Raw genomic sequence first — 12,247 nt, forward strand, 5'->3', positions numbered from 1 at the left:
CCGCCGCCCGGACCTGCCGAAGGGGCCGGCTGGGTCTGCCGGGGCGGGGGCGGTTGACTGCGGCAGTCCGCCCGCCTAAATTTGCTGCACTTTAGATCGTTCGATGAACCAATGTTCATAAATGCGGTTGCGGGAGGTTCATCAGTGGCTCGGCAGGCAGTGGTCGGTATCGACGCGGGCACCACCGCGGTCAAGGCCGTCATCCTTGCGCGGGACGGCGGGCAACTCGGCTGGGCGCGCGCGCCGCTGGGGGTGACACACCACGGCGACCGAGTCGAACAGGATATGGACGAGGTGTGGTCCGCCGTCCGCGACACCGTCCGCTCGGCGGTCCGGCAGGCGGGCGACAGCGTCGAGATCGCCGCCGTCGGGGTCACCGGACAGGGCGACGGCGCGTGGCTCGTGGACGCCGACGGCCACCCCTGCGGCCCCGCGCGGATTTGGATGGACGGCACCGCCGCCGACCGGGGCGCGCGCTGGGAGGCCGACGGCCGGGGCAGGCTGGTCCACGATGTCACCGGCTCGTCCCTGTTTCCCGGAGCGCTGCCGGTGCTCCTGGAACAGCTGGAGGCGGACTACCCCGAGCGGCTCGCACAGGCCGCCCACCACCTCAACTGCAAGGACTGGATCCGCTTCCGGCTCACGGGCGAGGTCGCCACCGACGCCTCCGAGGCATCCCGCACCTATCTCGACGTGGCCGCCGGGAAGTACTCCGACGCCCTGATCGAAGGGCTGGGGCACCAGCGCTTCCGCCGGCTGCTCGCCCCGGTGCTGCCTCCCGCGTCCCCGGCGGGCCGCATCACCGCCGAGGCCGCCGCTGCCACCGGTCTGCCGGTCGGCGTCCCGGTCTCCGCCGGCCTGGTCGACGCCGCCGCAGGCGGGGTCGGCCTCGGGGCGGTCCGGCCGGGCGACGCCTACCTCATCGTGGGCACCACCGCGTTCACCGCCACCGTGCACCGCGACAGCCGGGATCGCCGCGCCCAGGGCCAGATCACCCTGGCGACTGGCCTGGACGGACAGGCCCTCGCCTGCCTCGCCCCCATGACGGGCGCGCCCAACCTCGACTGGGTGCGCCGGGTAACCGGGCTGGACGACAGCGACTGGCCCGAGGTGGAGCAGCTCGCGCGCACCGCGGGCCCCGGCGCGGGCGGTGTCGTCTATCTCCCCTACGGCTCGCCCAGCGGGGAACGTGCCCCCTTCATCGACAGCGTGGCCTCCGCGTCTTGGGTGGGGATGAGCGTCAGCACCACGGCTGGGCAATTGCTGCGGGCCGTCTATGAGGGCATCGCCCTCACCCTGCGCGAGTGCCTCGGCGCGCCCGTTCCCGGGCGGGTGCTGCGGATCGCGGGCGGCTCGGCCTCCTCGGATCTGCTCTGTCAGGTGCTCGCCGATGTCACCGGCGAGCCCGTGGTGCGCTCCACTGCGCCCGAGCTGGGAGCCCGGGGCGTGGCTGCCCTCGCCATGGTGACCGGCGGGGTGGCCGAGGACCTCGACGCAGCGCTCACGGCGCTGGCCCGCCCCACGGACGCCTTCCGCCCCGACCCCGCCCTGCGGGAACCGTACGACCGGCAGGCGCGGGTGTTCGCCGCCGCCCGGGACGCGCTGCGACCCGTCTGGCCCGCGCTGCGGGAACTGCGCACCGAGGCCGAGGCCCCGCCGTCCGTCTCCCCTGCCACAAACACCTCCAGCACCTCTGACCTCTCTGACCTCACTGACACCTCTGACAAGGCTGAGTCGGCGTACGACGCCGATGGATGGGAAACCCTGTGACCAGTGCGTCGCCGCGACCGCGGCTGCTCATCACCGCGCCGTTCGATCCCGCCGCCGCCGCGCGGCTGGCAGATCTCTTCGATATCGAGACCGTGGAGCCGTCCATGGCGGGCGACTCCCTTGCCCGGCCCCGGCTCGCCGACTGGCTCGCGGCGGCCGACGCGGTGGTCTGCGAGGTCGACCGGGTCGACCAGGCGGCCCTGGACGCCGCTCCGGCGCTGAAGTTCGTGGTCACCTGCCGGGCCAGCCCGGTCAACGTCGATCTCGCCGCCTGCACCCGCCGGGGCATACCGGTGGCCACCACTCCGGCGCGCAACGCGGAGATCACCGCCGATCTGGCCTTCACCCTGATCCTCTCCACCGTCCGTCACACCAGCGCCGCCGAGCGGTGGACGCGCGCGGGCAACTGGACGGCGGACGACGTCTTCGAGCCGTACGCCCGGTTCCGCGGGATCGGTCTGGGCGGCCGGACCCTGGGCATCGTCGGCGGTGGCGCGATCGGCCGCCGGGTGCTGCGCCGGGCGCTGGCGTTCGGCATGGACGTCCTGGTCTACGACCCCTATCTGGAGCCGGGCGCGCTGGGCGTCGACGCCGAGATCGTCGCCCTGGACGAACTCATGCGCCGCGCCGACGTCATCACCGTTCATGTGCCCCTCAACGACGCGACGGTGGGGCTGATCGGGGCGCCCGAGATCGCCCTGATGCGTCCCGACGCCTATGTCGTCAACGCGGGGCGGGCCGCCGTCGTGGACGAGACGGCGCTGCTGTCGGCCCTGCGTGAGAAGCGGATCGCCGGGGCGGGCCTCGACGTCTTCTGGGCCGAGCCGCCGCCCGCCGACCACGAGCTGTTCCGGCTCGACAACGTCACCCTCACCCCGCATATCGGCGGCGCGTCCGACGATGTGGTCATCGAGCACTCCCGCATCGCCGAAGAGGCGCTGCGGGCCTGGGCGACGGGCGCGGAGCCCGCCGCGGTGGCCAACGCGAGGGAACTGGCCTCCTGAACATCCCTCCGCACAGACTGTGGGCGGGCCCCAATGGGGCCCGCCCACAGTCTGTGCGGAGGGATGAAGGAGAGGTCACGCGTGGTGCAGCGTGGCCAGGGCCGAGGACGGGAAAGCGGCGGTCGCGTTGCCCAGCGTCAGCGCGCGATAGGTCGCCACGGCGGCCTCCTCCAGGTTCATCGCGCGACGGAATGCCATGCCCACATCCGCGCCCAGCGAGGAACTGCCGTGGTGGGACAGGACGACGCAGTCGTGCGTCAGCGCCTGCTCGGCCGAGGCGTCGGCGAGTTCGTCCGACCCGTTGGGGTGGTACGGCACCGTGCCGATGGAGCGGACGTAGTAGGCGTGGTCGAGGGAGATCAGCCGTATCGGCTCGCCGATGGCGTCGAGCAGCACCGCGTGCTGCGGGTGCAGATGGACCACGCAGTTCACATCCGGCCGCACCTGGTACGCCCGCTGGTGCAGCTTCCACTCGCTGGACGGCCGCTCCGCGCCCCCGGTCCGCTCCCCGGCGAGGTTCATCACGGTGAAGTCCGCGACCTCCAGACGGTCCAGCCAGGTCCCCGCGCCGGTGACCACGTACTCGTCGGAGCCGGGCAGCCGCGCCGACAGATTCCCGCCGCTGGCGAGCACCAGTCCGCGCTCCACGGCGAGCCGGCCCACCTCGGCCAGTTGCTCACACAGCTCCTCGCGCGTTTGTACGGGCTTCACATCGTGTCCTTTCGTAGCGTCGCTCGGATGCCTCTGAGGGCGTCGCCGCGGAACTCCCGGCGGCGGCTCATGAAGGGGCCCCCTCGGGGGCGTCGGCGTCGGCCAGCAGCGCCTCGGCGGTGCTGACATCGGTCACCAGCACATTGATCAGGCCGTGGCGCAGCGCGACCGCCAGGGCCCGCCGCTTGTCGGCCCCGCGCGCCACGCCGATGCGGACGGGGACCGCCCGCAACTGCTCCAGGCTCAGCCCGATGAGCCGCTCGTCCACCTCACCCGGCACGGCGGCGCCGTCCGCGTCGAAAAAGCGCCCGGAGATGTCGCCGACCGCGCCCCGCTCCCGGATGCCCGCAAGTTCCGCGGCGCTCAGACCCTGGACGAGCAGTCCGGCGTCGGCGGCGGTGCCGCCGACGCCGGCGATCAGCACATCCGCCGATACGGCCCGCTCCAGTGTCTCCTGGACCGTCGGGTCCTCCCGCCACACCCGTGCGGCCTGCGCGTTGCGCGCGAGCAGCGGAGCGGGCAGGTGGTAGGCCCGCCCGTCCACGGCGGCGGCGAAGGAGAGGGCCAGCTCATGGGGGCTGGCCGCGCGGGAGACGCCGCCCTTGCTCCCGGTGAGCGGGACGATGCTCAGATCCAGCCCGGTCGCCTCCCGCAGATGCCCGGGGATCGCGGCGACGGACCCCGACAGGCCCACGGCGACGGTGGTGCCCTCCGTCAGGAAGGCGGTGACGCAGTCGGCGGCCACCGCCCCCAGGGAGTGGAGCGCGCGGCCCTCGTCCTCGAACGCGGGGCCCACCCACGCCTGGCGGAGCGGATAGGCGTGTCCGAGGGCCGATTCCAGGCCCACGAACAAATGGTCGTCGCTGTGCACCGTGATCTCGACGATCCCGACCAGGCGGGCCTGCGCCAGCAGCCGGGTGACCTTGATCCGGGACAGCCCACAGAGATCGGCGATCTCCTGGTGAGTCAGACCATGCTCGTAGTACAGCCGCGCGATCTTGCCCAGCGGCGGTTGCTTCTGACCATTTGTTCTCTCCATTGATCCTCCGTTCGGATCCTGTCCTCGCCGCCCTCCGCCGGTCAAGGCCCGGCGGACCGGAGAACGCGCACCCCGGCCAAGGGTTGACACCCGCAGAGGCGCCACTCATATTACATGCACTTTGGTTCGAATTTTGATCAGATGTTCACGCGTCTGTTGTGTACGCCGGAGGACACATGCCCACCTCGCCTCATACCGCGGCCGACGCCGCCGTGCCCCGCCCCGGACTGCTCGAACGGCAGGGGATCGTCCGCCCGCTCGCCTTCGGCTACCTCGCCGTCATGCTCTTCATGGTCGGCGACGGCATCGAAGTCGGATTCCTCTCGCCCTATCTGGAGTCGCGCGGGTTCTCCGGCAGCGAGGTCGCCCTGCTGTGGAGCGTCTACGGCTTCGTCGTCGCCGTCGCGGCCTGGCTCTCCGGCGCGCTCGCCGAAGCCTGGGGCCCCCGTCGGGTGATGCTGCTGGGCCTGGGGATCTGGGGCGTCTTTGAGGTCCTCTTCCTGACCGTCGGCGTGGCCGCCGAAAGCTACCCGCTGATGCTGCTGACGTTCGGCATCCGGGGCCTGGGCTACCCCTTCTTCGCCTACGGCTTCCTGGTCTGGATCGCCATGGAGACCCCGAGCGAGAAACTCAGCCGTGCCGTCAGCTGGTACTGGTTCGCCTCCACCGCCGGACTCGGCGTCATCAGCTCCTACTTCGCGGGCGCGGTCATCCCCGTCATCGGCGAGATGGCCACCCTCTGGCTCTCCCTCGCCTTCGTCGCCGCCGGCGGCGCGCTGGTGCTCTTCCTCGTCCGGGCCCGGGTCACCAAGGGGCCTCCGGCATCGATGAAGGACTCCATGTCCCAGATGGTCAAGGCGCTCACCATCGTCAAGACGCACCCCCGCGTGGGCGTCGGAGGCGTGGTCCGACTGATCAATACCCTGTCCTTCTACGCCTTCGTGGTCTTCCTGACGACCCATATGATCAACGAGGTCGGCTTCTCCACAGCGCAGTGGCAGACCATCTGGGGCACGATGCTGCTGGCCAATGTCGTGGCCAACCTCCTCTCCGGCTACGTCGCGGACTGGATCGGCGGCGTCAACACCGTCGCATGGGTGGGCGGGCTCGGCTGTTTCGTGACCGTGCTCGCGCTCTACTACGTGCCCGAGGCGGTCGGCCCCAGCTTCGGCGTCACGCTCGCCGTCGCCGTCGTCTACGGGCTGGCCCTCGGGGCGTTCGTACCGCTCTCCGCGATCATGCCGCTGCTCGCGCCCCGTCATATCGCCAGCGCGGTCGCCATCCTCAACCTGGGCGCCGGCCTCAGCCAGTTCGTCGGCTCGGCCGTGGCCGGACTGGTCGGCCCGATCGGCATCGAGGGCACCGTCTGGGTGATCGCCTCCGTCTATCTGGTGGGTCTGGTGCTCACCTTCACCCTCAAGGAGCCGAAGTCCGCCGCAGACGACGCGGTGGCGGGCGGGCTGCTCCCTCCGTCGCCGGTCAAGGAGCCCGCCGGGGCGGCGGTCGTGGCGCGATCGGGGGAGTGAGCGGGACGCAGACCGGGCCGCCGACGCCCGCCGACCGCCTCGCCGCCTCGCCGCCGCGACGGTCGGCGGGCGTCGGCCGTGGATGACGCGGTGTGGCCACTACGGCTATCGGCTGTGTGAGACGCGCCGTTGTCAGACTCGCGCGGTGGCCGCGGGCCTGCCGATCCGCTCCGGCAGACCGGGGAAGAGGCGTCTGGCGTTGGTGTGGCCGATCTTCGTTTCCACATGAACGTGAGCGCACAGGCCAGGCGCTGGTGCGGGTCGCGCAGCGAGGCCTTCTTCGGCATGGCCCGTTTGACAGCACGCTGCGAGCCGAACGCCAGTACGGGGCGTTTTCGGGTCGCGAGATCACGGTCGACGGCTCGCGGCGGGTACGCCACGAGCCCTGGGGGATATATCGACGCGGCAACCATCTACAACGCCCTGATCTACTGCCCTCCCCGGGCTGTCGGCTGCCGCTTCGTGACGGAGCGGCAGCGGGGCATCGGATCCGGGGGACTGGAGGCGGTCAGAGCGTGCTCTGCGAAGCGACAGCCCGATCGCAGACGAGTTGCATGAGCGCCTGGGCCCGTTCCATGGCGTCGAGACTGTAGAGGTCGTCGCCGATGGGGCCGTATGTCATGTCGATGAAGACCGCACCCACCCGGGCTCGGATCTCGACGTTCTCGCCCCGTTCGAAGCTCGGGGCGTTCGGGTGGTCGAATGTAGTCGCGAAGCTCTCATCACCACACCTCGGCATCGAGATACTCGTCTCTTCTGATCTTTCGCTTTGTGTATCTTTCGGACCGTTGGCCGACTTCAACTCTCTTGCGTACCCATCGATCACCTTTTGGGTGTCTCGGCACGCGGTCACCACGTAGGACACCTGGAGGTTACCCGAGTTCATTTTCGGGTTCTCGTAGATCGCAGTCCCCCGGTTACATCCCGTGGCTTCTGCCTCTTTCAGCCGGAACCCGTTGCGCTCGCTGAAGACTGTCCAGCCTGGCGGTATGTCCTTCAGATCAGGCACCACGCCCTTTGCCTCGGCCACAGTCAGCGCACGAGGTGCAATGGTCCTTTTCTCGCTGCCGCCGCTCGACGTCGAACCACCGTTCTTGCCGGCTGTCGCGGATGCGGAGCCATGACCGCTGTCCGCAGGGTCATCAGAACCAAGGACCCGGCTCCCGCCGTACACAGCGAGGACGATCACGGCGAGGACCACCAGCCCGGCCAGTACGAGGGCCACCATGCCGGCCGCAGACGTCGGCTTCTTGAAGTTGATCGTCCCGCTGCCGACAAGGATCGGGTTGTCGCCGCGCATCCGGCTGCGGTCGATGACCACACCGCCGGCCGCATGCGGTGCACTCAGGTGAAGCGCCAGCGCGTGTCGCAGCCGGGGATCGGCCTCGATCTCCTCGGCGAGAATCGCCGATGCCCCGGCCTGCGCCTCAGGCGACGCCCCGGTCTCATCAAGACCCGTCAGCGCAGCCCGACCACGATCCGACGCTCCCAGCCGGTCTCGTACGACCTGCGTGACAGCAGTCCCGGCCTGCTCTCCCACCCTGGTTGCTGCCCCTGTGATCGCAGCCGCCACGACCCCGACAGCGGCCGCGGCGAGTTCACCTGCTCCCATGACACCCCCGAATCACACGGACACCAGACAACTACGCCTGCTACCGCATCATGTCATCAGGACGCCGACATTCATCCAACTTGGCTATGACAGCTGGAAGTTCGCGCGGAATCCCTGCGGCTGGCCGTGGGTAGCTTTTCCCCCGCCCCAGCTGGCGACAGCATGGCTGCTCAATGAGCATTTGTGACAAGCCACATGCCTCGTTGGTGACAACAGGGCTGCTTCGACCGGTCCCCTTCGCCAGTTCACCCGGCTCACCTGGTGACAACTCCCGAGCTTCGGCTCAGATCTGCGGGCCGCCGTACAGCGCTCTGGCGGTGGCCCGCTCCGAATCCGTCCACGAATACGAGGCCGAAGATGACCAGGATGTGGCCGCCCGGCGGCGGTACCCGTCGACCGCTCGCCCCGCGCGTCGCTGCGCCCTGTGAGCCGGTCGACCCGGCCCGCATCGGCCGCCGTGTCGTACGGCGCCGGGCGAAGGGCATGGACGCTGGCGCCGTCGCGGCGGCCCTCGAGGACGCGCGGTTCGATGCGCGGCAGAACTCGCGGCACGAGGACCTGGGCGACGACGTCCCTGGCCGCGCGGAGCTCGCGGAGTGGGAGCGCCTGGACCAGATGCTCGCCGCCGCGCCTGCGGGCACCGTCTACGGCCCGGACGCCGACGACGTCGTCCGGGCCGAGCTCGCCGCCGCCGCCCGGGAAGCCGAGCTGCGCGAAGCCGCCCGGATCGCGGCCCGCGCCGACGAGCTCCAGGCGCTGCGCGAGCTGGGCACGCTGGAGCAGATCGAGCCCCGCGACGGCGACAAAGCCGTCCGTGACGAGCTCACCCTGCGAGCCGGCGGGTACGTCCAGGCCGACGTCGACGCCTAGCTTGCGCACGCTCTGGCCGCGCACCTCGGGCACTACCGCGATCCGGCCGCCCGCGAGGCAGCTCCGGGAGGCAAAACAGCCGGCCGGGGCCAGCCTTGAGGTCTGGTCACTTTCGCCAGAACAGGTGGTGCGTCACCCCGCTCGGGCTGGGAACGACCTCCAGGTGGTACCGGTCGAGCAGCTCATCGGGGGACTTCCAGAGTCGTACTCCGGATCCGAGCTTCACCGGCGAGACCGCCACGTGCAGGGTGTCGACGAGGTCGGCGTCGAGGAACTGCCTGATGGTGGTCGCTCCGCCGCCGAGTCGGACATCCTTGCCCTGCGCCGCCTCCCGGGCCTGTTCGAGGACCGTGGCCGGGTCGCCGTCGACGAAGTGGAACGTGGTGTCGGAGAGCGTGTACGAAGGACGTGTGTGGTGGGTCATGACGAACACCGGGGTGCGGAACGGGGGCTCGTCGCCCCACCAGCCGCGCCACTCGTGGTTGTGCCAGGGCCCGCGCTGGGGCCCGAACTTGTTGCGGCCCATGATTTCGGCGCCGATGTTGCGGGCGTAGTCCCGCGTGAGGTAGTCGTCGAGGCCCCGGCTGCCCCCGGGGTCGGTACGCATGGGCCAACTCGCAGTGGCGCCGGCCCAGGCGAACAGCCTTTCGGGCTCGACATGACCGAATGGTCTCGCGAGGGTCTGGTCCTCACCGGCACCAATTCCGTCACTCGAGACGTTGAAGTTCTGGACTCTCAGTAGCTGAGCCACGTGTTCCTCCTGTGATGGCGATAACGGTGGTGAGACTTGGATCGTCACCGTGAGGTCGGAGCCGATCGACGGATCTTGACCTGTACCGGCAGAATCATCTGATCTGCTGAACCCGCCGCCGGCATGTCAAGAACGGTCGGCCCACGACGACCACCCCATGACGGGGCCCGACCGGGCGCCGCGACGGTGAGGAGTTGGACATGAAGTTCCTGCTGATCATGCACATCAACCCGGCCATCATGGAGGAGCTGACCGAGACCGAGCGCCAGGAGATCATGGAAGGCCACGGCGAGTTCATGAAGACGCTCCGCGAGTCCGGCGAGATGATCAGCACCGAGGCGCTGGCCGACCCGTCCCAGAGCTCGGTGGTCCGCGTCCGCGACGGTGTGCCGGTCGTCACCGATGGTCCCTACCTGGAGGCCAAGGAGTTCCTGGGCGGCTACTACCTGGTCGACGTCGCGAGCAGGGACCGCGCGCTGGAGCTGGCCGCGATGATCCCGGACGCCCGGTTCAACGGCCTGGGCATCGAGGTCCGCCAGGTGATCTTCTCCGGAGGCCCGACCGCGTGAGCACCGACCGCGCCACCATCGAGGGCCTGCTGCGCGCGCTCGCGCCGCAGGCCCTCGGCGCGCTGGTGCGCCGGTACGGGCAGTTCGAGCTGAGCGAGGACGCCGTGCAGGAGGCGCTGCTCGCCGCGGCGACGCGCTGGCCGACCGAGGGCGTCCCAGACAACCCGCGCGGCTGGCTGACCACGGTCGCCGGTCGCCGCCTGGTCGACCAGATTCGCAGCGAACAGGCCCGGCGCCGACGCGAGGACGAGGTGGCCGCCCGGGAGCCGGATCCGACGTCGCCCGGCCCCGGCGAGGACACCCCGGCCAACCGGGACGACACGCTCACCCTGCTGTTCCTGTGCTGCCATCCGGCGCTGAGCCCGGCCTCGCAGATCGCGCTGACGCTGCGCGCGGTCGGCGGGCTGACCACTGCGGAGATCGCACGCGCCTACTTCGTGCCGGAACCGACCATGGCGGCCCGGATCAGCCGGGCCAAGCAGCGGATCAGGGCCGTCGGCAGCGAGTTCACCTTGCCGGTCGGGCAGGATCGGATGGAGCGACTGCGGGTCGTGCTGCACGTGCTGTACGTGATTTTCAACGAGGGTTACACCGCCAGCTCCGGCGACCGGCTGCGGCGCGACGACCTGGCCGCCGAGGCGATCCGGCTGACCCGCCTGCTGCACCGGCTGCTGCCGGACGACGGCGCGGTAGTCGGCCTGCTGGCCCTGATGCTACTCACCGACGCCCGCCGGGCCGCCCGCACCGGCCCGCACGGCGAGCTGATCCCGCTCGACGAGCAGGACCGCTCGCGCTGGGACCGCGGTCGCATCGCCGAGGGCGTCGCGTTGGTCACTGACGCGATGACCCGCTCGACACTCGGCCCCTACCAGTTGCAGGCCGCCATCGCCGCGCTGCACGACGAGGCGCCCAGCACCGGCGAGACCGACTGGCGTCAGATCAACACGCTGTACAAGATCCTGGAGCGGCTCTCGCCGAACCCGATGGCCAGCCTGAACCGGGCGGTGGCGGTCGCCATGATCGACGGACCGCGGGCCGGCCTGGCCCTGCTGGACGAGCTGGCCGTGGACGACCGGATCACCGACCACCACCGGCTGCAGGCGGTCCGCGCACACCTGCTGGAGATGGCCGGCGACCATCCGGAGGCCCGGGAGTACTACCACCGTGCCGCCCGCGGCACCACCAGCCTGACCGAGCGCCGCTACCTGGAAACCCGCGCCGCCCGACTGGCACCACGTCCCGCCTCCGGCTGACCCTTCCCGCGCCACCCCGGTCGGGATTAGACCTTCTCCGTCATCACTCTGCGTATTCACTAGCCGAGGGATGTGCCCCAAACAACAGGCCCCGGGTCTTTGGAGGAGATGCCCTGGTGCGGAACACGAAGGCGTTCAAGGAAGCCGTTGCCGAAACGCTCGCGGAGCTGGCGCGTCGCGGGGTGACATTCGCCCCCACGACCGTGGCGGACACGATCGAGCAGCAGATCACTACCGTGTCCGAGCGGCTCTGGATCCAGGCTCGTTCCGCCTGGCGATACTTCGACGCCTCCGCCACGGCTGACCACCTTGCCAAGAGCCAGGCCTCCTACGAAGAGAGCAGCAGCGAGAAGGGCGTTGGGCAGGCCCCGGTGCCGCCGATCGACAACCCCGAGCTCGCCCTGGTCCTCGCCGGGGTGCCGGACTCCCTGGCCCAGCCCGGCGGCGACCTGTACGCGGTCATCCTCAACGTGGCGGTTAACGCTTGGGTGGCCGGCCACATCCACGGTGAGGACGGCTGCACCGGATGCGACGGCAGCCGCGGCCGGCCAGACACGACTGGGAAGCCCGGATGCGCACCATCACCGAGATGCAGCCGAACATCGCCAAGTGGTTCGACCGCGACGTGTGGACCGCCGCCGTCAACGACAGCGGCTTCACTGCGATCTCTCGGTTTGGTGTCGGTGGTAGTGAGAGTCAGTAGAGCTGGTGTGGGCCTGTGGTTTTTCAGCGCTGGTCAGTGGGATGTCGGTGGTGGGGTTGTCACTGTCTGATGATCTGCGGGTTTTTGTCGGTGGTGGTTCGGCGTTGTGATGTCAGTGCGGTAGCTGCGGTGTCTGTGCTGTTCAGATGGTCGCGGTGAGTGGATTCGGGTGGTGACACGGTTGCCGATTTGGTGCTGACGTTTTTGGTGATGGTGCGGGTCAGTTGGTTGCCGGTCGGTATGGCGTGGGGTGCGCAGCACCCAGCTCGCTTGTGGCGTCAGCCGGTGCTGGGTGCTGGACATGCGGCTGATGTGGTCGTCGCGCAGGTGGTCCGGAAGTAGCTTTAGACCGTGTCCTGTGTGGTGATCACTCGTTGAGCTGTTCATGGGGCGGGATGCGTGGAGTTGGATTGTTCCGGACGGGCTGTGGGAGATCGCG

General features: G+C 70.0%; 11 protein-coding genes. 7 read left to right on the forward strand and 4 right to left on the reverse strand.

The genetic code is table 11. From position 1 onward, the window contains the following. Window positions 1–144: 144 nt before the first annotated feature. The gene (locus tag ACFVT1_RS39550; protein WP_389805258.1) at window positions 145–1,770 is read left to right on the forward strand and encodes an FGGY family carbohydrate kinase; all 1,626 of its coding nucleotides are present in this window, start codon (window positions 145–147) and stop codon (window positions 1,768–1,770) included. Then, window positions 1,767–2,774 (forward strand): NAD(P)-dependent oxidoreductase, encoded by a 1,008-nt coding sequence (locus ACFVT1_RS39555; RefSeq protein WP_389805260.1) that lies wholly within the window; start codon window positions 1,767–1,769, stop codon window positions 2,772–2,774. Before ACFVT1_RS39550 ends, ACFVT1_RS39555 begins: the two co-directional genes overlap by 4 nt. 75 nt (window positions 2,775–2,849) lie before the next feature. Here the strand turns inward: ACFVT1_RS39555 and ACFVT1_RS39560 are convergent, their stop codons facing one another. After that, window positions 2,850–3,485 (reverse strand): class II aldolase/adducin family protein, encoded by a 636-nt coding sequence (locus ACFVT1_RS39560; protein ID WP_389805262.1) that lies wholly within the window; start codon window positions 3,483–3,485, stop codon window positions 2,850–2,852. A gap of 67 nt (window positions 3,486–3,552) precedes the next feature. Further along, window positions 3,553–4,524 (reverse strand): sugar-binding transcriptional regulator, encoded by a 972-nt coding sequence (locus ACFVT1_RS39565; RefSeq protein WP_389805264.1) that lies wholly within the window; start codon window positions 4,522–4,524, stop codon window positions 3,553–3,555. A gap of 176 nt (window positions 4,525–4,700) precedes the next feature. On the opposite strand from ACFVT1_RS39565, the gene ACFVT1_RS39570 reads away from it, so the two are divergent. After that, complete coding sequence (locus tag ACFVT1_RS39570) at window positions 4,701–6,050, forward strand: MFS transporter (RefSeq protein WP_389805267.1); 1,350 nt, start codon at window positions 4,701–4,703, stop codon at window positions 6,048–6,050. 508 nt (window positions 6,051–6,558) lie between these two features. Here the strand turns inward: ACFVT1_RS39570 and ACFVT1_RS39575 are convergent. Continuing rightward, complete coding sequence (locus ACFVT1_RS39575; protein ID WP_389805269.1) at window positions 6,559–7,590, reverse strand: hypothetical protein; 1,032 nt, start codon at window positions 7,588–7,590, stop codon at window positions 6,559–6,561. 429 nt (window positions 7,591–8,019) lie between these two features. Between ACFVT1_RS39575 and ACFVT1_RS39580 the strand changes: the two genes are divergently transcribed. After that, window positions 8,020–8,532, forward strand: coding sequence for a hypothetical protein (locus ACFVT1_RS39580; RefSeq protein WP_389805272.1), 513 nt, complete (start codon window positions 8,020–8,022; stop codon window positions 8,530–8,532). 106 nt (window positions 8,533–8,638) lie between these two features. Here the strand turns inward: ACFVT1_RS39580 and ACFVT1_RS39585 are convergent, their stop codons facing one another. Next, a complete protein-coding gene (locus ACFVT1_RS39585) occupies window positions 8,639–9,283 on the reverse strand; it encodes a dihydrofolate reductase family protein (RefSeq protein ID WP_389805275.1) in 645 nt (214 codons plus the stop codon). Between the two features lie 200 nt (window positions 9,284–9,483). Between ACFVT1_RS39585 and ACFVT1_RS39590 the strand changes: the two genes are divergently transcribed. The 3 genes from ACFVT1_RS39590 (at window position 9,484) to ACFVT1_RS39600 (ending at window position 11,878) form a co-directional block, all read left to right on the forward strand. After that, window positions 9,484–9,852: a YciI family protein gene (locus tag ACFVT1_RS39590; protein ID WP_389805277.1), complete on the forward strand. Its 369-nt coding sequence runs from the start codon at window positions 9,484–9,486 to the stop codon at window positions 9,850–9,852. Continuing rightward, entirely contained in the window at window positions 9,849–11,105 is a 1,257-nt protein-coding gene (locus tag ACFVT1_RS39595; RefSeq protein ID WP_389805280.1) for an RNA polymerase sigma factor, read from the forward strand. The genes ACFVT1_RS39590 and ACFVT1_RS39595 overlap by 4 nt, the downstream gene beginning before the upstream one ends. Before the next feature lie 116 nt (window positions 11,106–11,221). Next, window positions 11,222–11,878 carry a hypothetical protein gene (locus tag ACFVT1_RS39600; RefSeq protein WP_389805282.1) on the forward strand — a complete coding sequence of 219 codons (657 nt, stop codon included), beginning with the start codon at window positions 11,222–11,224 and terminating at the stop codon, window positions 11,876–11,878. The last annotated feature ends 369 nt before the right edge of the window (window positions 11,879–12,247 follow it).

This window comes from Streptomyces sp. NPDC057963 (genome assembly GCF_042887155.1).
Classification (GTDB): Bacteria; Actinomycetota; Actinomycetes; order Streptomycetales; family Streptomycetaceae; genus Streptomyces.

Bases quoted from the DNA above. Each gene is read 5' to 3' on its own strand.
- ACFVT1_RS39565 (WP_389805264.1), bottom strand. From the start codon at position 4,524: ATGGAGAGAACAAATGGTCAGAAGCAACCGCCGCTGGGCAAGATCGCG.
- ACFVT1_RS39570 (WP_389805267.1), top strand. From the start codon at position 4,701: ATGCCCACCTCGCCTCATACCGCGGCCGACGCCGCCGTGCCCCGCCCC.
- ACFVT1_RS39580 (WP_389805272.1), top strand. From the start codon at position 8,020: ATGACCAGGATGTGGCCGCCCGGCGGCGGTACCCGTCGACCGCTCGCC.
- ACFVT1_RS39590 (WP_389805277.1), top strand. From the start codon at position 9,484: ATGAAGTTCCTGCTGATCATGCACATCAACCCGGCCATCATGGAGGAG.